Here is a 26864-nt window from a genome sequence, read left to right as displayed (position 1 = left end):
CCCATGTTTGGCCGGCGAAGCGGCAGGCGCTAAACTACCCGCCATTCCATTTCCTGCGGGCTGACATGGCGACTCTCTCCTTCGACCGTTTGCTGCAACCTGTTTCGGGCGACGACCCTTGCGGCGAGGATCTGTTGTTCTCGGCCGAATTCGACCGCATTCAGGAGGCGCGCCGTTTCGACGATCCTTCGCTGGATCAAGGCGAGTGGGTGACCGAGTTGAAGGAGGCGGACTGGCGCCAGGTGGTCGACCTGTCGACGCGGCTGCTGTCCGAGCGGACCAAGGATCTGCGGCTGGCGGTGTGGCTGACCGAGGCGTTGGCCAAGACCAGAGGGTTTGCGGGTTTGCGCGATGGCTATACGGTGACCGCGCAGCTGTGCGAGTCGTTCTGGACCGGGCTGCATCCGCGTGCCGACGAGGAAGACCTTGAGTACCGCACCGGCAGCGTGGCCTGGCTGGCGACGCGCTCGCGCCAGCTGATCCGCGAGATTGCGCTGGTCGAAGAGGCCGCCGGCGGCTATGGCTATGTCGATTGGGAGGTCGCGACCGCGCTGACCGAGGCGATCCGCCGCGATCCGGACCACGCCGACGAACTGTCCGAGGGCAAGGTCACGCAGGAAGCGTTCGAGGCCGCGCGCAAGGCGACGCCGGCCGAATTCCATGTCGCGCTGCTGCAGGACGTCGTGTCGTGCCAGCAGGCGCTGGCAAGGCTCAGCGATGTGCTGGACGCCAAGGCCGGCGAGCATGCGCCGAGCTTCCGGCAGGCGCGCGAGGCGCTGGAAGCGGTGCGGGCGCTGGTCGAGCGCTTTGTCGGCAAGCCCGCCGCACCCGCCACTGCCGCCGGCGACGCGCAGCAGGCAGCTGCGCCGACGGCCGTCGGCCGTGTCGAAGCGCCGGCAGTGGGCGGGCAGGGCGCCGCCGCGGCCGGCGGCCCGATCCGCACGCGTCAGCAGGCCCTGGCGCAACTGCGCGAAGTCGCCGATTTCTTCCGCCGTACCGAGCCGCACAGCCCGGTCGCCTATCTCGCCGCGCGCGCCGCCAAGTGGGGCGAGATGCCGCTGCACGCGTGGCTGCGCACCGTCGTGAAGGACGATGCGACGTTGTCGCAGATCGAGGAGTTGCTGGGCGTGATGCCGGACGCGGAGAGCGATTCGGGCAGCTGAGTCAGCCCGCCGCGCAGCCAACAACCTGTCGTCCCCGCGCAGGCGGGGACCCAGCGACCTGCACGGCTGCCAGCAATGGATCAAAGCCACTGGGTCCCCGCGTGCGCGGGGACGACGGCGGCCGGACGTTCGGTTTTTTACTGACTCGCCCTGAACTCGATGCGTCGATTGCGCGCCCGGTTCTCTTCCTTGTCGTTCGGCGCGATCGGCTGATCGGGTCCTACGCCGACCGCCGACAGCACCGACGGCTCGATGCCCTTGCCGGCCAGATAGCTCTTGACCGTCTCCGCGCGCGATTGCGACAGCGCCAGATTGAGCGCGCGGCTGCCCGAATTGTCGGTGTGGCCGACGATCTCGATCTTGCGTCCCGACAGCTTTGGCAGCACCGCCGCCATCTCGTCGAGAATCACGCGGCCCTTCGGCGTCAGCGTGGCGCTGCCGGTCTCGAATTCGATGATCCGGTTCGCCAGCGTACGGTCCAGCAGGTCCTGGCCCGAGGCCGGCACGCGCAGACCGTTCTTGATCGTGTAGTTCTGCCCCAGTCCGCTGGACATCATCGTGGCAAGCTGTTGGCGTTGCCCCTCGTCGGCGACGTCGCCATACAGCGCGATCTGCGTGCCGTCGATGCTCAACTGGCCCCGCTTGACCTGCTTGATCTGCGGCGACAGCACCTTCTGTACATTGGCGGTCCAGTTCGGCGGCGACACTACGCCGCCCACCTCGATCTGGTCGACCACATTGGCCGCGCCATACAGCTCGCGCAGCCGTGCGAGCACCTCGGCCTTGGTGGCCTCGTCCGGCACCGCGCCGCCGGCTACCACGCGGCCCGCCGCCGCCTCCGCGCCGGCAGGCGTCTGGGCGGAGGCGGGCGCCGCCAGCAGCCAGGTCAGGGCCGTCGCCAGCGCAACAGCGCGGCAGGCCGGGAAAACCGAACGCATGATCATTCTCCGATGAAGACTTCGCGGAAGGTGTCGAGCGCCGCGCGCAGCGACAGCTGCGGCTGCTCGAGATAGCTGGCCAGCTTGGCCACGCCATAGCGCGAGCCGGCATGCTGGTCCACCCACTGCGGGTCGTCGATGTCGATATTGACTTCGCCGTACGCCAGCGGCGACATGATGCCGTGCAGCGTGCGCGACGAGGCGCCGTTGAAGCCGATCACCAGGCGTTCGCTGCGGCCGGCTTGTCCGGCGCCGGGATTGCCGACGCGGCCCAGGAACAGCGACAGCTCGAAGTCCCCGCGCTTCAGGAAGCCCGACACCAGATCGAGCCAGAAACTGGCCACCAGGCTGCGATAGACCGGATCGGACGGCAACGGCAACGTCAAGCCTTTGTCCAGCCGCGAGGTGCCGGCGCTCATCACCGGTTCGAGCAGGATGCCGAGCGCGACCAGCGTGCGGCGCAGGCGCAGCGTCTGCCCGTCGGCGCGCAGCATCTGCTCCAGGCCGGCCACCGTCTGGAACTCGATGAAGTCCTTGAAGCTGGCGTCGTAGGCCTGCGCGCCCGCGCCGATCTCGACCGCGAATTGGGTCTGCGCCAGATTGCGCAGCCCTTCGGCCGGATCGGCGGCGGAAACCAGTTCCTGCATCTGATGGCTGGCGCGTGTCCACAGCCGGGTCAGCGCCAGCGGGCTGCGCGCGATGAACGGCAGAGGCTGATCGATCTCCAATGCGGCGGCGGCGAGGAAGGGGAAGCGGCGCGACGACTGGTCGTTGCTGGCCATCACCGTGCCGGCGATCGCCAGCCGGCTCTGCGAGCCGAGGAAGGCGAACTGGACCGGCTGCCACGCGTCATAGACGGTCTTCCAGCCCGGATCCTCGGCCAGCATTTCCATCGCCTGCGACAGCCAGCGGTCCAGCGTATCGAGCAGCTGGGTCTGGTTCGGGCTCTTGACGAAATCCCCGCGCGACGGAAGCTTGCCGAAGTACGCGAGCTGCAATTGCGCTGCCTGGCTCATTGCGCACCTCCTGCACGCACGGTGGCGCCGGATTGCGCGACGGGCGCGCCGGATTGCGCAACCGGTGCCGATGCGGCGGGCTGTGCCGCCTCGGTCGTGCTGACAGGCGCCGAGGCGTCGGCAATCGCCGGCGGCAGCTTGAGGCCGCGCAGGCCTTGTCCCTGCGGCGAGTCCGCGGCCGCCGTGGTGGTCTGCGGGCTGCTGACGATGCGCAGCGCCACCGCGACCGTGGTGCCGCCCTGCGTCCACGACAGTTCGAAGGCGCCATCCGGACGACGCTTGCGCGAGGCCGTGGCGATCAAGCGCTCCAGGCCGAAGCGGCCCGGTTCGCTGAGCACCTCGACGGTGCGGCCATCGAAGGTCGTCGCGGTGATGCGCGCGCCCGGCGTGCCCTGCGGATTGGGCCAGACGAAGTTGGTCCACTGCGGCGGCGTATTGCGATAGCGCAGCTGTTGTCCATCGATCTCGATCGTGTACTCGGTAGTGCCGGCCGCCGGCGAGGGCAGGATCTGGAACACGGTCTGCGGGGCCGCAGCGGCGGCACCGCCGGCGCCCGCCGCCGCGCCGCCGGTCAGCGGCGCGATCCAACGGGTGAAGTTGGTGGTGAACTCCGGCGCGAAGGTCACGCCAAGGTCGCCCCAGGTCCGCGCGGCGATCATGTCGCCTCGGCGCACCGACAGCGGGCCGATGGTGGTGCCGGCGAACTTGGCGATGGCGCCGTCCGGACCGAACACCTGGCCGATCTCGGCCGCGCTGGCCTCGATCTTGGCGTCCGACGCGAACGGGTACTTGGTCGCCAGCGTCTGCATGAACGGCTGGTAGACCTGCGCGTTCCACACCTTGTTGATTTCCACGCTGGCAGGGCGGATCGTCACCGCATACGACTGCAGCAGCGGCCGCACCAGCAGCGGACGCAGCGTCTGGCGCTGGCTGTCGGTCATGCCGGTCAGCATCTGCTCGTCGACGTACTTCAGCGCATCGGCCAGCTCGGAGCCGTTGCCGTCCAGCGTCTGCTGCATCAGCTGGCGTGCGCCGGGGCCGGGATCGCCCTGGTTCTTGATGGTGTTGAAGCGCGTGCGGACCTTCGACAGCGTCTCCATATAGCCGCGCAGCAGCGAATTGTTGTCGCGCATCACGGCGATCTTGGCCAAGCCCGAAAACTCCTTGCCGACCGGCCCCATCGGGATGTTGCCGGCTTCGGACGAGGAGGCGAGGCTCGCGCTGTCGACATTGACGCTGACACCGGATGGCGTGCCGCGCGAGACCCAGCGCTTGAACCATTCGATCACGCCGGTCTTGGCCTGCTTCAGGCCCGCGTTGACGATCGACGGGTTGTCCCACGAGGTCTGCTCGTAGGCCGCGTCGAACAGCTTGCGAATCGGCGAATTGACCGGATCGCCGAGCAGGTTCATCGCGGTGACGGCCTGATCGAAGCTCTTGAATTCCTGTACCGCGACGCCCTGCATGAAGCGTTGCCACTCCTTCGCGTATTCGTTCTTGTACATCGACACCAGCGTCTTCTGGATCTGCTCGGGGCTGCCCTCGAGCGTCAGGTCGTCGCGGGCGGCGACGTTCAGCACCCAGTCCTTGCTTTGCAGCTCCTTGCTGGCCGCCTCGCGGATGGCCGGCTGCACGTATTGCAGCCAGGCCTCCCGCGTGAAGGTGCCGGGCACCGCGTAGCTGCCGGTGACTACGGTGGCGCCGGCGTCGCCGACGATGCGGGCCACGGTCATCGGCGCGAAGCGCGTTGCCGCGCGCGCCTTGATCTCGGCGTAGGCGCGCTCGCGCGCCGGCATGCCGCGCACCACGCGGCGCAGGTTCTCGCGGGTCTGGTCGATCAACGACAGATTGCTTTCGAGCAGCGGCCAGTTGTCGTCGTTGACGCGGGCCAGGTAGAACGAGATGTTGCGCTCGGCCGCGCGGATCAGCTGCTCGCGCGGCATGTTGCCGCGGTTCTCCTCGAGCCAGCCGCGCCAGAAGCGCGTGACCTGGTCGGTCAGATGCGCGACCTCGACATGGCGCTTGTCCGCCAGCATCAGATACGTCTTCAGCGCGTTGTAGGCGTCCTCGACATTGGTCGGCGAGGCGTCGGCATAGCGCTTCGCGTTCGGCGATTCGGTATTGAGCGCGGCCGTCATGTCGGCCGCGGAAGGCGTGGCGGCAGCCGCCGTAGTGGCTGCCGTGGCCGGGGCGGCGGCCGCCGCGCTCGCACCGGCTTGCGCCGAGGCCGGCACCACGGCGCCATTGGCGGCCGGCGCCCGCACGTTCTGTGCGAGCTGGTCCGGATGCGCGTTGACTTCGGCGAGGAAGCGTTCGATCGACGTGCCGACCGGCTTCAGCATGACCTGGCGCAGGCCGTTGTAATACTCGTCGAGCAGCTTGTGCTGCAGCGTATCGCCCTGATAGAGGCCCAGCGACAGCGCGATCGGATGATCGGCGCGGAAGCGCTCCAGCTGCTCGATGCGGTCCTGCAGGATATCCAGCGCCTCCAGCCGCGATTGCAGGTCGATGCGGTTCTGCTGCAGCTTGACGATCTTGTCGAGGTCGGCCTGCACATTGGCGGTCAGCTGGCGGTTGCTGATAAACGACCAGGTCCAGCCGCCCAGCAGCAGGCCAAGCGCCAGCACCAGCCCGAAGAACGTGACGAAGCGCATCCGCGTCTTGGCCGGGCTGGAGAACTGGCGGACCGTCTTGCGGTCGGCGAACACCACCTTGGAGAACAGGTCGCGCAGGAAGAAGCCGTTCTTCGAGAACACCTCGCGGCTATGGGCGGCACTGTCCAGCTTCAGGCCGAAGCGGCGGGCAATCCGTTCGGCCGAGGCGCTGGTGGTGCTGGCCTCCTGCACCGCGCTGGTGAAATAGAAGCCGCGGAACACCGGCTTGTACTGGAACGGGTTCTCGTCGAACAGCGTCACCAGGAAGGCGCGCAGCGCCGGCTTGATCGACGCGAACTCGAGCGGGAAGCTCAGCAGCCCCGGCGACAGCTTGCCGTTGCGGTGCTGCGCGATCTGCGCCACGCTGATTTCCTTCAGGCCGTCGTACAGCTCGTCGAAGCGCTCGTCGAACATCGCGGCGGCATCGCGCTTTTCGCCCGGCTCGAAGGGCAGGGTAGCGCCCCAGACGCGGTCGCGCTCGTGCTTGTCGCTGTCGCCGAAGAATTCGGTGAAGCCGGTGATCAGGTCCGCCTTGGTGAACATCACGTAGACCGGCGCGAAGACTTCAAGGCGCTCGGTCAGTTCCTGCACGCGCTGGCGCAGGTTCTTGGCCAGCTGGATCGCAAACTCGGGACGGTTCTGCGTCAGCTCCGGAATGCTGACGGTGACCACGATGCCGTTGATTGGCGCGCGCGGGCGGTAACGCTTGAGCAGGTCCAGGAAGCCCAGCCATTCCTTGCGGTCTTCCTCGTGCACCGAATAGCGGCCCGCGGTATCGAGCAGGATGCCCTCGGTGGTGAAGAACCAGTCGCAATTACGCGTGCCGCCGATGCCGTGGATGATCGCGTTGTTCTTGTCGGCGAACGGGAACTGCAGGCCCGAGTTCAGCACCGCGGTGCTCTTGCCCGCGGCGGGGTTGCCGATCACGATGTACCACGGCAGTTCGTACAGTGCCTCGTTGCCCGACAGCTGGCCGAGCTTGGACGTCTTGATCGTCTTGACCGCATCGACCAGCCGCGTGCGCAGCGCCTCGACCTCGCCGCGCTTTTCCTGCGGCGCTTCCTGGGCCGCCGCATTGGCCTGCTGTTCCAGCAGTGCGCCGAGCTTGCCGCTGGCTTGCCGTGCGCGATAGTGACGCCATGCGAAGGCGATCAGCCATGCCACCACCAGCAGGCCGAGCACGATGCCGACCCAGGTGAGCCCCACCTCGAAGGTATCGGCCGCCAGCAGCAGGAAGAGCGTCAGCGCGACGACGCCTATCACGGACAGCGTGCGCGTGTTGGTCAGGAAACTGAGGAATCGATGCATGGTGGCCTGCGGTTTGCGAATGCGTGTGCTGGTTCTTGTGCTTGTGCTTGGGCTTGGTGCGAGTTCGTGCGTGTTCTGGCTTGGGGCGGATGGCCGCTAGGTGGTGGCCGGCGGCAATACCGCGATCGCGCCGCGCTGCTGCGGATCGGCCGCGGTCAGTGCGAGTGCCGGGCCACCGCGCTCGGTGCACTGCTGATGCGCGAGCACGATCGCCAGCAGCGCGCCGGCATTGCCGGTGTATCCACAGGCGGTGCCGACCGCCAGCAGGTCCGCGCTGACGTCGAGTTCGCCAAAGCGTTCGGAGAACACCCGCGCCAGTTCGACGGTGCGGACCGGATGCGGGCTGATGTCTGCGGTGACCACGACCGGTTGGGGCGCCGGCGCTGGTTCGGCGGCCGGTTCTGCCTGGTCGTCGTCTTTCGTCTTCGCGTCGTCAGCCGGTTCGGCCAGCAGCGCCACGGTCTGCGCAATGGCCTGATCGAGCGCCGCGGTGCGCGGCTGGCCCTTGTCGGGCGTCGGCGCATCGAGCCGCGTCAGCGTGGCGCGACCGATCGACGCCGGCGGCGCGTCCTGCGCGAGCATCGCGGCCAGCGGTCCCTGCGGCGGATACAGCAGGATGCCCGCCGCCGCCTCGGAGGGCGCGACGCCGTGCTCGCATTGGGCGCTGAACAGCCGGTTGGTTGCGCGCAGCCGGTCGATCGCTTCGGCACCGATATGCGAATCCGCCGCGATCACGCCGCGCAGTTCGTGCGTCGGTTCGCGATGCAGCGCAAGGATTGCGCGATCGACCTGGACCATCGCATCGCCGTCGCCCTTGGCGGTCAACGTCTCCATCGAGATCCGTTCGACCGGCCACAGCCCGGTCAGGCGGCCGCGCACATATTGGCCGGCGGCCGCCGCCATCGGCGCCTGCCAGCGCTCCGGCAGCAGCAGCGTCAGCACCAGCCGCGGGGGCTCTTCGGCCTGCGGCGCCGTGGTTGTCTCATCGGCGGCGGCGAAATACAGGCCGGGATATTGCTCCAGCACCTGCGCCACCAGCCGCTCGGCCACATCGCTGGCCAGCGCGACGGTGCGCACGGCCTCGTCATTCCACGGCAGCTCGGCAAAGGCCTGCTCCAGCACCTCGCGCGTGCCATCGACATCGATGTCCTCGGCAGGCGCGGCGAAGATCGGCACGCCATCGCCCAGCACGTCGACAACGTCCGGCCGCTGCTGCCCGGCGGTGGCCGCGGCGGTGGCGGCCGTGTCGCCGCCCTTGGCGGTATGTAGGGCAGCGCCCAACACCAGCGCGCGCCAACGGCGGGTGGGATCGTTGTCGGGCACGGCGCCGTCGGCCGAGTCCCCGCCGTCTTGCGCGGCGGCCGCCGGCGGGCTGACCGCGGCCGCGACATTGCGGCGAATGCCGTCCAGCGCGCGGCGGATGACCAGATAGCCGGCAATCATGCCGGCCGGCAGCAGGAACAGATGCGTGACGATATCGGTCGTGGTCGGCATCCGATGGATCGATTGCCACCACAGGATCGTCGCGGTCCAGACCAGCGCGAAGACGGCGAACAGGATCAGGCCGGAACGGAACAGGCGTGCGAGCATGGTGTCGGGGAGGGTCGGCACAGGAAGCGCAGCAGCGGAAGGGCGCGCCGGCTTACGCGCTGCCGGTGACTCCCTGGCTGGACAGCAGCGTCGCGCCGCATGCCGTCTTGTCGCCGTGGCGGGCCGCGGCGCGGCCATCGATGATCACGGTCGAATCGCCGGTGACGATGGTGGTTTCGCCATGACCCGACTTCGGACAGGTCACGCGATCGCCGACGCAGGCGATGCCCTTGCCGTTGGTCGACGTGGTGCCCGACGCGCTGATCACGACGCCGCCGTGGTCGGTCTTGTCACCCAATACGATAAATGGCCGTGTCATTGTTGTTCTCTCGACTGAGAAGGGCGATCCCGCCACCAGCTATCGATTCGCAGCCTGCTTTCGCCGGCCGCCGTTGCGTGCGCCATGCCCCCGCACATCGCACGCTAGCCGGGCTTCTTGCCGAGCACGCCGGGCCGGCGCAACTCGACGTGCCCAAGATCCATCATCTTCCAGCGCCCGCCCCAGGTCAGCCCCGCGGACTCGGCGATTTGCCCATACAACTCGTATCCGCGCATTGCCCACGGATCCTTTTCGCTGATCACCAGCTTGCCGTCGCGATAGAAGGCGCTGTCCGCGGCCAGGCCGAACTGATGGTAACTGTGATAGGCGCCCGCCTTTGTGACATGCGTGCCCATCGCGGCCAGCCTGGCCTGGCGCTCCGGACTGCGATAGCCCTCCAGCAGCGCCATTTCATAGCCATGCTCGTCGCGCATGATCTTGTAGACCAGCAGCAGGCGCTGACGAAAATCGGCGTCGAGCAGATCCCAATTGCGGCTGGCTTCGCGAATGGTCGGGCGAATCCGTTCGACTTCCTGCGTGGTGAATACTTCCGGCGGCAATGGCGCCGGCGGAACCAGGCGTTCGCCATTCAATAAAGCGGAAATCTTCTGGTCCGGCTCGCGCAGCGCGTCATCGTACTCGAACAGCAGTTTCGGTCGCAAGGCGAGGGCAACGATCGGCGGGGTCGCGACGACGCCCGCCGCGCACAGCAGAAAGACCTTTCGGCGCGCAACGAAGGCGCGCAATGCTTCCATCGAATCGGCCGCCTGGGAAGCCGACGTTCGTAGGGTTCCGGCCGAGCGCTGGCTTGCCGCGCTGGCATGGATACTGAGCCGCTGCCATTGCGTGCGCGCGGCCAGCAGCACGCGCTCGCGCACGTCCGGCAGCAGCAGAATGGCCGCGATCGCGACCATCAGCGCGAAATACAGGAACAGCGTAATAAAGATCATCCGCTCAGTGCGCGTGCCGCGCGCCGTCCAAACCGTCCTTGACAACGGCTTCAATAGTTACATTTTGTGACATTTTATTTGGCTCGATTCCAGGCTGACATTCGGCTGCAAAAAAATCGCCGTCTGCGAGTTGTGACGGCGCCGTTCACATATTTGCATTTTTGTTGCGGCCAGCTATAAAATCTGCGCGCTTCGTCCGCATCGGCAGCTGGCGCCACCTCGTCGAATTTCTGCTCGGGCCCTGTCTTCGAGTTATGTTGCCGATCGCTTAACTCAATTCCATCCCTGCGCTGCCCGACGCGCATTTTATTGCAATTCGAGAGCCAAAAGATGAGCCACGGCGACGACTTCAAAGGAAATGGACCACCGTCGCTGTTCGGCTCGGGCAATGCCGACAGCCAGGGACCCGATACGCGCATCCTGGCCAGCCTCGAAGGGCGGGTCGCCAGTCACGCTCCTGTCAAGAAGAAGACTCCCGATATCAAGCGCCACGGCGTGTTCGCCACGCTGGCGCTGCTGTTGGTCGGCGCGGGCGCCGTGGCCTTCTGGCTGGGCAAGGGCAACGACGTCGAGGCCCCAACGGTGGCCACCGTCGTGCCGGCTGAAAGCACGAGTTCCGCCGCCAGCGCGGCCCCGGCCGCCGACATGCAGGCCGCCGCGGCAGGCGCGGCCGCTTCCGTCGAAGCGCCGGCCAGCTCCGCCACCATCGTCGATGTCAGCCCCGAGCGCGATGCCGATGACGATGCGCTCGACAATCTCGGCAAGATGCCATCCGGCGATCTGGCCGCTGCCGGCCTCGGTGCCGCGGCACTGGCCGGCGGTACCGCGCTGGCAGCAAATGCGGCGCCAGATCATGACAAGAGCGCTGCGGACCGTCACGCCAAATCGACGACGGTCGCCGCCAAGGAACCGAATAAAAAAACGCTAAACCAAGAAGTAAATAAAACGAAGATCACTGCATCGAATCAGACCGCGACAAAACGGCAACATTCGAATACGGCGACCAAGGTTGCTTCGCGTTCCAATTCGAACCCTACGACTGTAGGGAAGACGAAAACCGAGCGCTCGCGTATTGCCTCCAACAATACGCGCCGAGTTTCAAAAAAGATGGGCGCCAATACCGGCAATGATCGCGATGCCGAATTGCTTGCGGCATTGCTGGCCCCCACGCCCGAAGAGAAAACCACGACCGCGTCGCGGACGCGCAAAAGCGGCACCGCCCAGCGTTCGCAGTAATGACGGCCGAGAGGCAAGGGTGCTGACAGAGCAGATGGCCGCGGCATCGACGCGGCCATTGGCGTTGTCGGGCAACCGATCGGGCTTGCCGATCGCTCGACATCCGCTGTGATCTCCCCTGCGACACCCGCTGCGACACCGAACCGCCATGGACCACACCACCCTGATTCAGACCCTGTTTTCCCCGGCGCGGCGGCTGTTCCAGCTCGAAGGCGAGGGGGCCGTCGGCGAGCTGGCCGTCGAGGCCTGGCTCGGCCGCGAGGCGCTGTCGGAGCTGAGCGAATGGCGCATCGTCGCGGTCAGCGCCAATGCCCGCCTGCCGCTGAAGTCCCTGCTCGGTGCGAAGGTCACGCTGTGGACCACGCTGGCCGATGGCGGGCGCATTCGCCGCAGCGGCCTGGTGCGCAAGGCCGAGAAGCTGGGCGCCGATGGCAGCCTGGCGCGCTATCGGCTGACCGTGGTGCCGTGGCTGTGGCTCGCCACGCAGCAGCGGCATAGCCAGGTATTCCAGAACCGCACGCTGGCCGATATCGCCGAACAGATCCTGTCGCCGTACGCGCCGCATGCGGTATGGCGCTATACCGCGGGCGCGCAGCAGCGCATCGACACGCTGGGTCCGCGCGAACACGTCAGCCAATATCGCGAGACCGATTACGCGTTTCTGTCGCGGCTGCTGGCCGAGGCGGGGTTGGGCTTCGCCTTCGTCGACGACGAGCAGGCACCATCGGGGCATGCGCTGACGATCTTCGCGGACAGCCCGCAATTGCCGGAAGGGCAGGTTTCAAGCGTTCGCTATCACCGCGCGCACAGCCAGGAAGAAGCCGACGCCGTGCAGCAGCTCGCTTGCCATAGCCGCGTGACGGTGCCCGGCGTCGCGGTGGTGGCGTGGGATGGCAACGGCAAGCGCACGCTGCGCGGCCATGCGCCGGCCAAGCTCGGCGGCGGCGCGCAATGCCCGGAGCCCTATCTGTCGGTCAGCCAGTCGGTGGTCGGCGATGCCGCCGGCGCGCAGCGGCTAGCCGAGCAGTTGATGGAGAGCATCGAGGCCCGCGCGCAGCTGTTCGCCGGGCAGGGTACGGTGCGCACCTTCGTCAGCGGCACCCGTGTGGCGGTCTCCGATTGCCCGCATCTGCCCAAACAGGAAGATGCCGAGGCCGCCTATCCGCTGCTGCTCGACATCGTCGAGCACTGCGGCCTGAACAACCTCGCGGCGGAGACGCGCGCCGCGCTGGGTCAGCGGCTGGGCCCGCTCGAGGCCGCGCTGTGCTTCGATACGCCGCCCAGCGCGCCCGAGAACGGGCCGATGACGACGGGCTTCCTTGCGCTTGGCGATGCAGTGGAGCGCAGCGTGCCGACGGCGTCGCTGAGCCAGGCCGCCGAGCAATATGGCTACGCCAATCTGTTCCGCGCCTGCGATGCGCGCCGCCCGTGGCGCCCGCGCGTGGTCGACGGCAACGGCGCCAGGCTGTTCGCCACGCCGACCGCGATCGGCGTGCAGACGGCGACCGTGGTCGGCCCGCAAGGCGAGACGCAGCCGAGCGGCGATGCCGAACACCACGTCAGCCCGCGCGGCGAGATTCGGGTCCGCTTCCCGTGGCAGAAGGGCGAGCGCGAGGATGACCGCAGCACGCGCTGGGTCCGCGTGGCGCAGCGCCAGGCCGGTGCCGGTATGGGCTGGCAATGGCTGCCGCGGATCGGCCAGGAGGTGCTGGTCAAGTTCGCCGACGACGATATCGATCAACCGATCGTGATCGGCGCGCTGTACAACGGGCAGGGCGAGGGCGGCATTGCGCCGACGCCGGGCGGCAAGCAGGCCGCTGCCGCCGATGCCTCGGTGTACCAGCAAGGCAGCGACACCGCGCCGAGCGCGCAGGCCAATGTCGCCGGTGGCCATGCACCCGCGTGGCACGGCATGAGTGCTGATCAGGAAGGACACCGCAACGCCGCCGCACTGAGCGGCTTCAAGAGCCGCGAGCACGGTGGCGACGGCGCCAACCAGCTGGTGTTCGACGACAGCGACAACCAACTGCGCACGCAACTGGCCACGACGGTCCAGCACAGCCAACTCAACCTCGGCCACCTGATCCACCAGCAGGACAACTACCGCGGCAGCTTCCGCGGCGAAGGCTTCGAGCTGCGCACCGACGGCTACGGCGCGATTCGCGGCAAGGCCGGCGTGCTGATCAGCACCTATCGCGATGCGCAGAGCCAGCGGCCGGTGCCGACCGGCGACAACGCCGCCGGCATCGCGCTGATCCGCCAGGCGAAGTCGCTGACGCAGACGCTGGGCGATGGCGCGGTCAAACACCAGACGGCAGCCCTGCTGACCGCGAAGGACGACGAGGCCCCGCTGGCCAAGCTCGAAACCGCGGCCTCCGGCATGGTCGACGGCAAGGACCTGGACGCCGCGATGCAGGACGCCGCCAGCGGCAACAAGCAGACGCAAGGCAAGGTGCCGCATCCGAGCGAAGCCATCGTGCAACTGGCCGGCCGTGCCGGCCTTGCCATGGTTGCGGGGCAGGCGCTGCAGATGGTCAACGGCAAATCGCTGGGCATGGTGTCGGGCCAGGACACCAACCTGGCGATCGGCAAGCAGGCACGATTGCACAGCGGTCAAGCCATCGGCATCGCCGCGGCGCTGGAGAAAGCGGGCGAGGGCGACACCGGCCTGAAGCTGATCGCGGGTAGCGAGGATATCGACGTGCAGGCCCAGCACGATGCGATGAAGCTGCAGGCCAAGGATGAGCTCAAGGTCGTGTCGGCGAATATGCAGGTGGACTTTGCTGCGGCGAAGCGGATTCGGGTGGCGACGGCTGGCGGGGCGTCGATCACGATGGAGGGTGGGAATATTACGGTGGAGTGCCCGGGGGCGATTACTTACAAGAGTGCGCAGCGCAAATTCGATGGGCCGGTGGATACGCCTTCCAGCCTTCCAGCATTTCCCGATACACCTATTACCGACGTTCCGGTCAAGTTCAATTTTGTTCTGAAGGACATTCCGGGTCCGACAGGTGTAGCCCTGCCGCTCACACAGTGGCGTGTCGTCCGTGCGGACAATGAGTTGTCGGCGCTAATGGCTGAGGAAGACGTGCTGGCGGGCCAGAGCGATGATGAAGGCAAATTGACGCTATCGGACACGGAGCAGCGCACGCTGCAGGACGCCTGCAACGAGGACAGTGGTCGTGTCTGGCTCGTGTGTGAGAGCCGCGCCTACCAGATATCGATGATGCGAGAAAGGCAGGATTGGTCTGAACGTCAGCAGAAGGCGCACGCATTGAATGCGATGGGATATGCAGACAGCCTTGATGCGGCCGAGGGAGTTCACGTATCAGAGTTTCACGCCGACTTGGCGATGCGCGAAGGAAACACGCGGTCCGGTAAGGCGTTGCTTGAGTCGCTAAGGAGTAAATGACCATGACCAGGACTGCCAGTCCGAATCGCGTCTTGCCGCAACTTGTCGGCGCAGATGGTTCCGCGGCAGAAGCCACGGTGACCAGCAACGTCTGGGTCGGACACAAAGGCGTATTCTCGCAGCCGACGGTCGGCAATCATTTCCAGTTCTTCACCACTGGGAAGGCATACTTCGCCGATCTGATCGCCGAGTGCGATAAGGCTACCCAGGAGATTTACATCATCGGATGGCAAGTCAACTGGGACGCCATGCTTGCACCGAATGTCCGATTGTGGGATGTGCTGCACCGCGCCGCCACGCGTGGTGTGCAGATATACGTGCTGCCCTGGAACGATACCAATCCGGTCCAAACGTACGACGATCAGGCCAAGGCGGCGCTCGAGGCCATCAACAAGTTGGTGGGCGAGAAGCGTGTCCACGTCGAGTTGCCGAAGTCGTACGCTACGCGAAACAACGCCTACTTCAGCCATCACCAGAAGCAGGTCGTCATCGACAGAAAGATTGGCTATGTCGGAGGCATCGATCTCGCATATGGCCGTTATGACGACGAAACTTACGACCTGCATGCCGACAAGGACGGCCGTTACGCGCTGAACCGCTATAACCCTTGCGTCGCGTGGGTAGGTAAGCTGCCGGAGAAGTCTGACAGCCTCATCGATCCTGACTTGCTTTCTGGTGCTGCCGATCGTGCGAAGGTGCCTTTTCTCACCAAGAGCGCTGCCGAAGATGTGCTTGCCAAAATTCAGAAGGGCGCGTTTCAGCTGCCCTATGGTGAGGCGCCCACGGACGCAGTGGCCAGCGATGCTGTTGGACTAGGCAGCAGCTTCGAACGTAACCCTGTTTCCCGCCTGACGCTGAGCGCAAAAGCACAACCGCGTATGCCTTGGCAGGACGTGCACAGCCGCATTCAAGGACCAGCCGTTTCCGACCTGACGCGCAATTTTGTCGTGCGATGGAATGCGTGCAGCAAGCTAAAGTTGCGAGCGCCCCAGCCGCCTGAGAAGTACGAGAAGAACGGTTCCGTGCAAATTCAAGTGTTACGCAGCGCGCCTGCCGGCATGCGGCAGGCCGAGCATAAGGGCATGACGGCGAAGGGGGCGGCGCCATCCGGCACCGAAGACGATATCCATCGCGCGATGCTCCAATTGATCGCGAAGAGCGACCGGTTCATTTATATCGAAAGCCAGTTCTTCGTTTCGGCCTTCGGACGGGAAGCGGATTTCGGGAAGGAACTATCTCCGGCCGCGCAATATATCAATTCATTCGGCGGCAAGGATGCCTCGAGTGGTGCGCGCATGGCCGTGATGGCCGATGACGACAGCAAAGTGCGTCCCAAGGTCGACGGCTTCCGGGTCAAACTGGACGTCGACGACAAGGGGATGTTCGACCCACCGAAGAACGGTGTGTGCCAGGCGCTCATCACGCGCATTACCAAAGCGATCTTCACCAAAGGCAAGCCGAAGTATCACGTTTATATAACCCTCCCCGTACATCCGGAGGGGGCGTTGGCAAACGCTACGATTGCGGTGCAAGTTTACTGGACGATGCAGACGCTGGTCTACGGCAGCCGTAGTCTGCTCAATGGCGTACGCCGTGCGCTAAAGGCACGGGAACTGTACGAGAAGAAAGACCCGCAATATCTCCGCGTCATCCAGGACGATCACAATCGAGAATATGAGTCCATTCCGATCGAACAGTGCTTCGAGTATGTGACGCTGCTGAACCTGCGCAATTGGACCAAGCTCCGCGATCGTTACGTGACCGAGCAAATCTACGTCCATACGAAGCTGATGGTTGTCGACGATCTCTACGCCCTATTGGGCAGTGCCAATATCAATGACCGGAGTCTGTTGGGAGAGCGCGATTCGGAGATCGCGGTCCTGGTTGTCGACGAGAATACCAAACGGGCCGATATCAATGGTACCGGCAGCATGCGTCCGACAAGGGATAGTGCCCATGCGCTTCGGAAAGCGGTGTGGAACAAGCTGTTCGGCATCAGCGGCAAGGTTCGGCCCGCATCCCATCTGGCTCGCGCCATTGAAGAGCCTGGCAAGCCGGACAGCTGGCGTCTGATACAGCAACAGGCGCGCCTCAATGCCGAAGCCTATGAGAAGGCGTTTCATTTTGTACCGCGCAATAGATCTCCGTTTCAACCCGACCGTTTTGCTTCCATCGTGCCGAACTGGAATCCCGGAAAACTACGCCCGGATGGCGTTGGGCAAGGATACCCCGATTTTCCACAACCTTCGGAGGACATGTTTTGGACGGCACCACGGCACGTCGTCGATCAGGCGGGCTCATTGGAGAAGATCAAGGGATTTATTACCGCTCTACCGATTGAGTGGACGGAAGGCGAGTTCAACCGGTTCTCATATCCGACAATGCTGGTCGCGGACAATGATGAGCCTTCGTCGGGTACCAATCGCGAGAGCATGGCTATCGCACACAGAAGCGATCCGGCGCGACCTTCTGAACGGAGCGCGGTATGAGGGAGTCTATGGCACATTGGTGGTTATCTGCAGTTGCACTAACGTGTACGTCGCTGGCACACGCACAAATGGCATCTGGGGAACCGCAATGGCTGCGCGAATGTGTCGGCCGCCTGGAATTGAGCTTGCCTGGACCGTCCGAACAGGCGGCCTGGGATGCGGACGAGGTTGCCAAGGACATCCGTGGAGACCTAGGCATTGAACCCGCCACGCGCTATCCCGATGGGCAGCGTACCTTTCGTGTGAACCTCAGTCGCGGGCCGTCGCTGATTACGCATCCGCTTAGCGACGCAGCGCGGACGAGGATGCGCGACGCCGTGAACGTGCGGTTGAAGAAGGATATCGCCATGTTGAAGGCTCGCGATGGCAAGGATGTCTACGGGGACCGCGTGAAGTTCGAACCATTGGACTGGACGGGGCAGACAGGCAAGGCCTGGCGTATTGGCAGCCAGTTGTCGGCATTTACTGAGGTTGGGAAGGTCGGGTTGTGGTGGAGACTCAGCAACCGTGATGGCGATGTCGCTGCCGAACAAGCGTATTTTGCGTCAGCAGTGGCCAAGGCGAGACCCCGTGACGCTAACGTGGTCCCCACGATGCCAGGTTTGTGCATGCCATATATCTTCATTCCTGACGATGGGGTCGCGCCACGCTTTGTCGAGGCCAACTATCGCCTGAAGGGGCAGCCCGATGTCATTGTCGGTTTGGAAGACAAGTCCGCCACCCCGCTGGATCTGAAGATGAATGCCAGGATGCGCGACCCAGAGGGTGTCTCGGACTTCTTCTGGACCGCCCGGTATCAGGATCGCGAGGAAGTCCGAAGCGTCTGGAAAGACCGCTACCGCAGCATCACGATAGCCGGGGTGAAGGGCGTGGAGTCATTCGTGCGTCTTCGTCGCGAGGATGGAACCATTGACCATGGCTACTTGATCGTGGCATTGGGTCGCCCAGGCACCGGGGGCAGCTCGAGTGTGATGCTTTACGTCATACAGCGCGCCGATTTCGCCAAGAAGGCTGGCGTTGCGCCGTTGGACCAATCTTCGTTCCTCGCGCTGGCACGCGAAATCGCTGCACGCGTCAAGATCAGGGCTACCGAAAAAGCCCAATAGTGGTGTATGAGCTTGTATCGGCGTCACAGTGTGAATCGAATACGGACTCGCGTCCCTCACTCGAAGATATAGGGCAGAATCGTTAGGCGGACGCCAGGAGCAGTGCCATTGGCATGCGGTCCCGTGGGGCGCAGGCCCGTACTTTTTCTGCGCGATATCGTCGCGCACTGCGACCCGAACCATCTGGCAACCGAGACATGCGACGCACTGGGCCAGTAGCTCGGTCCGCTTGAAGGAGTTGCGCCCCCCGATGAAGCATCGTTCTTTGCACTGACGAGGGACATCGCTGCCAAGGCCACCCTCGAAATGCACCGTAGCCGTATTACCGACGCGATCATCGGACGGTCACAATAAGAAACGAAGATTTGACTTGGCCCAATTCGGCTAGAGCAAATGTCGTTCAAGAAGGGGGCCGGATATGTGCCGGCATGGTCGGGCGCATATCGCGAGATGGAGATGCGTGGTTAATTCGAGTGGCTCTGTCTCATAGCCTGGTAGGGATCAACGGGGCAGGATGGACGGTGTTGGCTATCTGCCCCCTGTCCCGCGTCATGACACCGAACCGCCATGGACCACACCACCCTGATTCAGACCCTGTTTTCCCCGGCGCGGCGGCTGTTCCAGCTTGAAGGCGAGGGGTCCGTCGGCGAGTTGGCCGTCGAGGCCTGGCTCGGCCGCGAGGCGCTGTCGGAGCTGAGCGAATGGCGCATCGTCGCGGTCAGCGCCAATGCCCGCCTGCCGCTGAAGTCCCTGCTCGGTGCGAAGGTCACGCTGTGGACCACGCTGGCCGATGGCGGGCGCATTCGCCGCAGCGGCCTGGTGCGCAAGGCCGAGAAGCTGGGCGCCGATGGCAGCCTGGCGCGCTATCGGCTGACCGTGGTGCCGTGGCTGTGGCTCGCCACGCAGCAGCGGCATAGCCAGGTATTCCAGAACCGCACGCTGGCCGATATCGCCGAACAAATCCTGTCGCCGTACGCGCCGCATGCAGTATGGCGCTATACCGCGGGCGCGCAGCAGCGCATCGACACGCTGGGTCCGTGCGAACACGTCAGCCAATACCGCGAGACCGATTACGCGTTCCTGTCGCGGCTGCTGGCCGAGGCAGGGTTGGGCTTCGCCTTCGTCGACGACGAGCAGGCGCCGTCCGGCCATGCGATGACGATCTTCGCGGACAGCCCGCAATTGCCGGAAGGTCAGGTTTCAGGCATTCGCTATCACCGCGCCCACAGCCAGGAAGAAGCCGACGCTGTGCAGCAGCTCGCTTGCCATAGCCGCGTGACGGTGCCCGGCGTCGCGGTGGTGGCGTGGGACGGCAACGGCAAGCGCACGCTGCGCGGCCATGCGCCAGCCAAGCTCGGCGGCGGCGCGCAATGCCCGGAGCCCTATCTGTCGGTCAGCCAGTCGGTGGTCGGCGATGCCGCCGGCGCGCAGCGGCTGGCCGAGCAGTTGATGGAGAGCATCGAGGCACGCGCGCAGCTGTTCGCCGGGCAGGGTACGGTGCGCACCTTCGTCAGCGGCACCCGTGTGGCGGTCTCCGATTGTCCGCATCTGCCCAAACAGGAAGATGCCGAGGCCGCCTATCCGTTGCTGCTCGATATCGTCGAGCACTGCGGCCTGAACAATTTGGCAGCAGAGACGCGCGCCGCGCTGGGTCAGCGGCTCGGCCCGCTCGAGGCCGCGCTGTGCTTCGATACGCCGCCCAGCGCGCCGGAGAATGGGCCGATGACGATGGGCTTCCTGGCGCTTGGCGATGCGGTGGAGCGCAGCGTGCCGACGGCGTCGCTGCGCCAGGCGGCCGAGCAATACGGCTATGCCAATCTGTTCCGCGCCTGCGATGCGCGCCGGCCGTGGCGCCCGCGCGTGGTCGATGGCAACGGCACCAGGCTGTTTGCCGCGCCGACCGCGATCGGCGTGCAGACCGCGACCGTGGTCGGCCCGCAAGGCGAGACCACGCCCAGCGGCGATGCCGAGCACCATGTCAGCCCGCGCGGCGAGATTCGGGTCCGCTTCCCGTGGCAGAAGGGCGAGCGCGACGATGACCGCAGCACGCGCTGGGTCCGCGTCGCTCAGCGCCAGGCCGGTGCCGGCATGGGCTGGCAATGGCTGCCGCGTATCGGCCAGGAGGTGCTGGTCAAGTTCGCCGACGACGATATCGATCAACCGATCGTGATCGGCGCACTGTACAACGGACAGGGTGAGGGTGGCATTGCGCCGACGCCGGGCGGCAAGCAGGCCGCTGCCGCCGATGCCTCGGTGTATCAGCAAGGCAGCGACACCGCGCCAAGCGCGCAGGCCAATGTCGCCGGTGGCCATGCGCCCGCCTGGCACGGCATGAGCGCTGATCAGGAAGGACACCGCAACGCCGCCGCACTGAGTGGCTTCAAGAGCCGCGAGCACGGTGGCGACGGCACCAACCAGCTGGTGTTCGACGACAGCGACAACCAGCTGCGCACGCAACTGGCCACGACGGTCCAGCACAGCCAACTCAATCTCGGCCACCTGATCCACCAGCAGGACAACTACCGCGGCAGCTTCCGCGGCGAAGGGTTCGAGCTGCGCACCGACGGCTACGGCGCGATTCGCGGCAAGGCCGGCGTGCTGATCAGCACCTATCGCGATGCGCAGAGCCAGCGGCCGGTGCCGACCGGCGACAACGCCGCCGGCATCGCGCTGATCCGCCAGGCGAAGTCGCTGACGCAGACGCTGGGCGAGGGTGCGGTCAAACACCAGACCGTTGCATTGCTGACCGCCAAGGACGACCAAGCCCCGCTGGCCAAGCTCGAGACCGCCGCCTCCGGCATGGTCGACGGCAAGGACTACGACGCCGCGATGCAGGATGCCGCCAGCGGTAACCTGCAGACGCAAGGCAAGGTGCCGCATCCGAGCGAAGCCATCGTGCAACTGGCCGGCCGTGCCGGTCTGACGATGATCGCCGGGCAGGAACTGCAGATGGTCAACGGCAAGTCGCTGGGCATGGCGTCAGGGCAGGACACCAACCTGGCGATCGGCAAACAGGCACGGCTGCACAACGGCCAGGCACTCGGCATTGCCGCGGCGCTGGAGAAAGCGGGCGAAGGCGACACCGGCCTGAAGCTGATCGCGGGCAGCGAGGACATCGACGTGCAAGCCCAGCACGACGTGATGAAGCTGCAGGCCAAGGATGAGCTGAAGGTCGTGTCGGCGAATATGCAGGTGGACTTTGCTGCCGCGAAGCGCATTCGCGTGGCGACGGCCGGCGGGGCTTCGATCACGATCGAGGGTGGGAATATTACGGTGGAGTGCCCGGGGGCGATTACTTACAAGAGTGCGCAGAGGAAGTTTGAGGGGCCGGCTCGCACTGACCGTGATCTGCCGCTATTCCCTCAGAACAGCATTTCGCCCCACAACGACTACCCCTTCTCAATTTAAGACTGACTTCTCCGGTCGAGCTCCATGCTGATCAGCCCTCCTTTTTTGCCGCCGCGCGCTGCCAACCAAACCGAAAGCGAATGGATCGACGCCGCAATGTCCGGTGGCGAGCGGGGCGACGGGTCGTATCCGGTTAGCTATAACCTCGGCTGGCACGGAGGCTTGCATTTGACGGCCCCTGCGCGGGGTACCAATGGTACGGAACCGGTACGAGCGATTGCCGACGGCACAGTCGTCTATCGACGCGGATCCCACGAGCCGCCGCCTCCGCCTGCGCCTGACAGTCCGTTGAGTTTCGGTGGCCGCACCAGCGATGGAGTGGTCGTCATTCGGCATGAAACGGAGATTGGCGCCGCTCGTCAGGGCAATGCGCCGACCCGTGTTGTGTTCTTCTCCATCTATATGCACCTGCATACGGTCAGGAACACGGTTCAGGTTGGTAGTCGGATCAACCGAAAAGCCGAGCTGGGCCAGGCGGGCTACGTTCGCGGGCAGGCAAATCGGATCCACTTCGAAATCATCTGTGACGACGATAACTTGCGCCAGCTGATCGGCAGGACGAGTGGCGATGTCCCCCTGACACGGGATGGCCGTGACGATGCGGTCTTCGGTGAGATCTATTTCCGGCTCCCGGCAAGTACGCAGGTTTATGCGGAGCGTCCGCCATTGAACCAGCCTGCGCCGGCCGGCGGGACGCCGCTCGGTGAAGAGCTCTTTGTTGGCTTGCGCTATGCGGAAGGAGACGGCGCGCAAGATGCGCGAGGCAATGCGTACGTGACGACCTATCGTCCGGTCGGTACGGCGCTGGGTGACCCGCTCACCGAACGCGACGCTGAATACAACCTGTATCGCGATGCCAATGCCATCAGCGATGCATATCCAGTCAATGCTCGTCCGGCACCGAGCGCAGTATATGAGTTGCTTCGCTTCGGGCGGGTCATCGGCCCTGACGCCTTGGTGCCGCAGGACGTACCGCACTGGCGCCAGATTCGTACGCCTGCTGGTACCGGGTGGGTAAACCTCAACGCTGCTGGCGTAACGAAGTACAGCGATGCGGATTTTCCGCACTGGCGCGGATGGTTCTTGGTCCAAGACGCCGAGGACGGTAACAGCCTCTGCAATGCGCCGACCATCCTGCGCGCCGTCGACGTGAACCGAGACGGCAGTGTCTCAGCCGATGAAGCGCACGAGCGCCTACGGTCGCCGCAGATTCAGGCATTCTTGAAGCGGCTTATCTGCAAGTTTCCGACTGAGTGGGATGCCAGCACCGTCGAAGCGCGATGGGGATGGCTGAAGGTGCGGAGCCCGAACAACCCGACGCCGATGACGGAGGAGCAGTTTGGCCGGATTCGGGCACACGTTCAGGCGTTGGCATTCTGGGGGCAGGCTGCGTTGCAGGCGTCTCAATATAACGGGCAAGGTCAATCAGAAGCACCTAGGGCGCTACCGGGCGGACATTGGCATTTCCATCCAAGAGCCTTCGTGCAAGTATTTAGGCGATGCGGCTGGCTCAGCCTAGACGAAATGTCACGGCTTATACCTAGGCGCATAGCCTATTCGCAGACCGGTCAGGTAAGGACCGCCCAAGCCGCTGGCCTAGTGAGTCGTATCTCCTCCATTAACCGGCTTCGTCCTTATTTTGCTCACCTCAATAGGACCGCGAGAAAATACGGAGTCAGTTCGGCCAGGCAAAGATTTGCTCACTTCTTTGCGCAAACAATCATAGAAACAGATCGTTGGCAAGTTGTATATGAGTATGGAAGGGGCGCTCCGCATCCATTGATTCCGATGGCAGAGTACTATGCGGCCTTTTATGGCCGCGGCATAATGCAACTCACCTGGGCGGGCAACTATGCCGACTATGGTGAGTTTCGCGGGTTTAGGGAATTTCACGGCACATACGGAGATCGCCGAATCAGAGCCGATTCAAGCCACTATTGGGCAGACCCGACTCAACGAGATGACAGAGGACGTGTTGTTAGGGTTATTGGTACGCCAAGACGTTGGGCGCCTCGCTATGATCCGTCCATAGTGGAAACGGATGCACACACGGCGTGTGACAGTGGAGGATTCTATTGGGTGCAGAAAGTTCTCAACAGAACCGGCACTGAGATAAATATTAACCGTGTAGCTGACACTGAGTTCAATTCAAGGGCGATCCATAGGATTAATATCCTCGTGAATGGCGGTGGGAACGGATATTATGAGCGTCAGGCATATGCGAGATACGCTGCGCGAATACTAATGGATGATGATGACACATCAGCAATTCGCGATTTTGTGGTGCCCCGCAACAACGTTACAGTGAGAGTGGATTATGAAGAGCCGGTGTAATTTTCTCAATCTCAAGTGGGCGCTATTGTTGCTTCTTTGTTTTCCAATATATGCCTATGGGGCAACGGTAAAGGACAAAAATTTTGATTTATGCATAAAGCGCGTCCGTGCTGAACTAACATCGTGTGGATCTGGGTGCGGCCTCATCCTGAAGGGATGTTATGACGAGGCGATCGCGAAATATCAAAAAAATATTGATGAGGTTGTGAGCTCTACTGCAAATAATGACTGCAGAGAAAAATTAAGAGCTATGTCAGTAAAATTTGATGCATTCAGAGCTGACCTGGAAACTTCTGAGGAGTCAGGATCTTGGCAGCAATTCGATATCCGGCTTCTGTCGACGAAGGCTGAGCTCGATTTTTTGAAGGCATTTAGGAATAGCTGTTCCAGGCATTAGGCAATGGCATCCTGTTGAGCAAATAAAGCGGCAGGTGTTTGAGAAAAGGAATTGTGAGGTTAATAGCCCTACGTGCTTTGCAGCGTGATAATCCAACTCGATGATGACGCTTACAGTTGGGGATGGGATTGGTCGACATCCCACTGCCAGAAGGTCACACCATACTCACTCCCTTCCACGATCGGAAACGACTCGCCCTGATTGAAATACCGACGCGAAGCGGCCCTCGATGGCGTGAACCACCATCCGCTCCTCGGGCATACGTCGCCGCCCGGCACACGGACAGACTGTCGTACCTCCGTCGCGGCCGACAGGTCGGCAAGCCCATCGGCTACGCTTTCGCCTTCTACGCGACGGACGCGTGTCCAGATAGCCAAATTCGCCGACACATACTGTTGGCCGTCGAATCCAATCAATGCAGGGGGGGCTGGCTTACCGGCTACCAAGAACTGTGCGCACGAATCGTCGATATCTGGAAGGTAGACGCCAGACTCCTTAACTGGTTCACCAGTCCGGATTCTTTCTGCGACGTCCAGTTCATACTTCGGCCATTCTGCGGGCGCATCAAGCGGCCCTTGATGCCGAGTCGAATAATCTGTGGAAAGTACAGTTTGCGGCCATCCCGCTTCTACCGTAGCACTGATGTTTGACGCATACATATCAGCCTTGTAGAGCAGCTCGTGATACAGCCCGCCTGCATCGGGGTCCACCTCATCGAACCAGTCGGAGGAGAATTCCCTTTGTCCTCGTACGCCGCCATTGACGCCGGCAGCAGCAAACAGTCCGGAGGCGTCACCGTGAGTGAGCTTGATAAAGCCGTCATCCAGAACTAGGGAGGTTCGGCGAAAATTCGGAAGTACACGTTGGCCCCAAACTACGTCTGGTTGCATGGGAAGCGGGCGATTCCGATAGTCCGCAGGCAGCTGTGTCATGAAACGTGCCAAGCAGTCTTCGACATGACTCAGCATGGTTTCCCAGGCGCGCCGCATGCTGTCAAAATACTCAGGAGAACTGTAGCGTTCCAGTAGATAGATCTCCTGAGCGTAGAGTGGCGTGGTCACGTGTTGTCCTTCATTGGATGGTCGGGCGGCAAATTCTTCTTGTTCAAATTGTTTGCGAGTTTCGGCAGCCCAAGGAACTCGTCGGTCTCTCCTGGAAAATCGGTATATCCCCACGGAGTCGACATTCGCTTGCCTAGATATTCAGGATGCAGGTGGGTGGGATCAAGAACAATCTGCATGCCCCCTCCCTCTAGAGCATGTTCTGGATGGCCGGCGAGGCGCTGACTGGCTGCCGGCCCTTCCCACACTCGTAGGCCGGGGCCGGGCGGCACCGTATAAGTTACATACTCTCCGTTGCGATTCCAACTGCGCCAAACTGCGAAGCGACTACGCCAATCCGCGCGGCCAGTAAGCGCTTCATATTCCCCCTTACGCATCCAACAAATGCTGTTATCTCCCGACGAGGGGTCTACCACCCGATAAAGTACCTCTCCAGGAGGAATCGTTTTAGCTTCAGCGCTGTGGAAGGTCTTGTAGGCGGAATCGAGTGGATGCTTCTTGCTAGGTGGAACCACCGGGTCTAAGTCGGGCCAGCCGTCGACCGGTCGGAAGCGACGCATGGGCTCGTATGGCAACTTCTTTAAGTTGGTCGTCCAGTTCGGCTTATGATCTGCGATTAGCTTCGCCTCTTCATCCGGAGTTATGAAGCGATATTTGTGTGGATTGATCGCATTAACATGAGCGCGATATTGTATGTCCGCTTCGATTTCAAGGCGGCGCGCCAGGCGATGGAGCCATTCGTGCACGGGAGTGAGGAATTCTCCAAGTCTTTGGGTCATTGTTTCCCGGGTTTTTTGCACAACAGCAAGCAATTCCTCCGCCTGTGCACCCATGGGCACAGTACCCCAGCGCTTAATCAAATTGACAAAATAGTTGAACGCCTCCATCGACTTGTCAAAGGACCTTGTCAGTTCGGCAACGCTGAGGCGCGCCATTACTTCTCGGATCTTGTCCGCAAGCCACCGGTAAGGGTTCGCGATTTTGGCCAGCTTCAGCGCCCGGCGCACTGCCGACGACTCAAGGTGCCTGTTCAGCGTCAAGATGCCGGCCTCCACAAATGGTTTACTGGCTTTCCAAAAATCCGCATCCAAGGCGGCCTTGCTGGCGCGGGCAAGAGACTTGCGTCCATACGCAAATAGAATCTTGCAGCAGCCCTTTGCCAGCGATCCCAACACCGGAAACAGCCCGATAAGGGTCAAGATGAGCCCAATCCACGCCCATTTATCGGAAGTGTCCTGATTGATCTTGCGACAGTTGGCGACCACGTCCCGCACGTCGCAAATCTGGTCGACGAAGGGGATCATCGAGATGACTGTCCCCGTCGCAACTTGCGCGGTGGATTGCTCGTCGGCGAAATCGCCCTGGATTACGGTCCAGATCCACTCCGCCGCCGCAGCGAGGTTTTGCTTGCCGCTCTTGACCCAGTCGGACGGTGCGCTTTTGAACCACGCAAGCGCGTTCTCGAGTTCTTCCCACATTGTTG

The 26864-nt window shown here is 63.6% G+C and carries 15 protein-coding genes; 7 read left to right on the top strand and 8 right to left on the bottom strand.

Annotated elements, in window-relative coordinates:
• Positions 1–65: 65 nt before the first annotated feature.
• Positions 66–1163: a type VI secretion system protein TssA gene (gene tssA / locus LRR16_RS09615; protein WP_232205716.1), complete on the top strand. Its 1098-nt coding sequence runs from the start codon at positions 66–68 to the stop codon at positions 1161–1163.
• Positions 1164–1300: 137 nt separating this feature from the next.
• On the opposite strand, the gene LRR16_RS09610 is transcribed toward tssA, so the two are convergent.
• The 6 genes from LRR16_RS09610 to LRR16_RS09585 form a co-directional block, all read right to left on the bottom strand.
• Positions 1301–2107: an OmpA family protein gene (locus LRR16_RS09610; protein ID WP_023264548.1), complete on the bottom strand. Its 807-nt coding sequence runs from the start codon at positions 2105–2107 to the stop codon at positions 1301–1303.
• Positions 2104–3117: a type VI secretion system-associated protein TagF gene (gene tagF / locus LRR16_RS09605; RefSeq protein WP_232205715.1), complete on the bottom strand. Its 1014-nt coding sequence runs from the start codon at positions 3115–3117 to the stop codon at positions 2104–2106. Before tagF ends, LRR16_RS09610 begins: the two co-directional genes overlap by 4 nt.
• Positions 3114–7079 (bottom strand): type VI secretion system membrane subunit TssM, encoded by a 3966-nt coding sequence (gene tssM / locus LRR16_RS09600; protein ID WP_232205714.1) that lies wholly within the window; start codon positions 7077–7079, stop codon positions 3114–3116. The genes tagF and tssM overlap by 4 nt, the downstream gene beginning before the upstream one ends.
• 96 nt (positions 7080–7175) lie before the next feature.
• A complete protein-coding gene (locus LRR16_RS09595) occupies positions 7176–8669 on the bottom strand; it encodes a hypothetical protein (protein WP_232205713.1) in 1494 nt (497 codons plus the stop codon).
• Between the two features lie 52 nt (positions 8670–8721).
• Complete coding sequence (locus LRR16_RS09590; RefSeq protein WP_006575567.1) at positions 8722–8988, bottom strand: PAAR domain-containing protein; 267 nt, start codon at positions 8986–8988, stop codon at positions 8722–8724.
• 104 nt (positions 8989–9092) lie between these two features.
• Entirely contained in the window at positions 9093–9938 is an 846-nt protein-coding gene (locus tag LRR16_RS09585; RefSeq protein WP_064573402.1) for a M15 family metallopeptidase, read from the bottom strand.
• Between the two features lie 330 nt (positions 9939–10268).
• On the opposite strand from LRR16_RS09585, the gene LRR16_RS09580 reads away from it, so the two are divergent.
• From LRR16_RS09580 to LRR16_RS09555, 6 genes are all read left to right on the top strand, one after another.
• Positions 10269–11174, top strand: a complete 906-nt coding sequence (locus tag LRR16_RS09580) for a hypothetical protein (RefSeq protein ID WP_232205712.1) — start codon at positions 10269–10271, stop codon at positions 11172–11174.
• 148 nt (positions 11175–11322) lie between these two features.
• Positions 11323–14586, top strand: coding sequence for a type VI secretion system Vgr family protein (locus tag LRR16_RS09575; RefSeq protein WP_232205711.1), 3264 nt, complete (start codon positions 11323–11325; stop codon positions 14584–14586).
• Positions 14587–14588: 2 nt separating this feature from the next.
• Positions 14589–17075 carry a phospholipase D-like domain-containing protein gene (locus tag LRR16_RS09570; RefSeq protein ID WP_232205710.1) on the top strand — a complete coding sequence of 829 codons (2487 nt, stop codon included), beginning with the start codon at positions 14589–14591 and terminating at the stop codon, positions 17073–17075.
• Positions 17076–17143: 68 nt separating this feature from the next.
• Positions 17144–18181, top strand: coding sequence for a T6SS immunity protein Tli4 family protein (locus tag LRR16_RS09565; RefSeq protein WP_232205709.1), 1038 nt, complete (start codon positions 17144–17146; stop codon positions 18179–18181).
• A 567-nt stretch (positions 18182–18748) separates the two neighbouring features.
• Complete coding sequence (locus tag LRR16_RS09560) at positions 18749–21589, top strand: type VI secretion system Vgr family protein (protein WP_232205708.1); 2841 nt, start codon at positions 18749–18751, stop codon at positions 21587–21589.
• A 24-nt stretch (positions 21590–21613) separates the two neighbouring features.
• A complete protein-coding gene (locus LRR16_RS09555) occupies positions 21614–23923 on the top strand; it encodes a M23 family metallopeptidase (protein WP_232205707.1) in 2310 nt (769 codons plus the stop codon).
• 507 nt (positions 23924–24430) lie between these two features.
• On the opposite strand, the gene LRR16_RS09550 is transcribed toward LRR16_RS09555, so the two are convergent.
• Positions 24431–25381 (bottom strand): hypothetical protein, encoded by a 951-nt coding sequence (locus LRR16_RS09550; RefSeq protein ID WP_232205706.1) that lies wholly within the window; start codon positions 25379–25381, stop codon positions 24431–24433.
• A complete protein-coding gene (locus tag LRR16_RS09545; RefSeq protein ID WP_232205705.1) occupies positions 25378–26859 on the bottom strand; it encodes a hypothetical protein in 1482 nt (493 codons plus the stop codon). The genes LRR16_RS09550 and LRR16_RS09545 overlap by 4 nt, the downstream gene beginning before the upstream one ends.
• Positions 26860–26864: the final 5 nt, after the last annotated feature.

The organism is Cupriavidus sp. UGS-1, assembly GCF_021213615.1.
Taxonomy (GTDB): Bacteria; Pseudomonadota; Gammaproteobacteria; order Burkholderiales; family Burkholderiaceae; genus Cupriavidus.
This window is presented reverse-complemented; position numbering and strand designations above follow the sequence as displayed.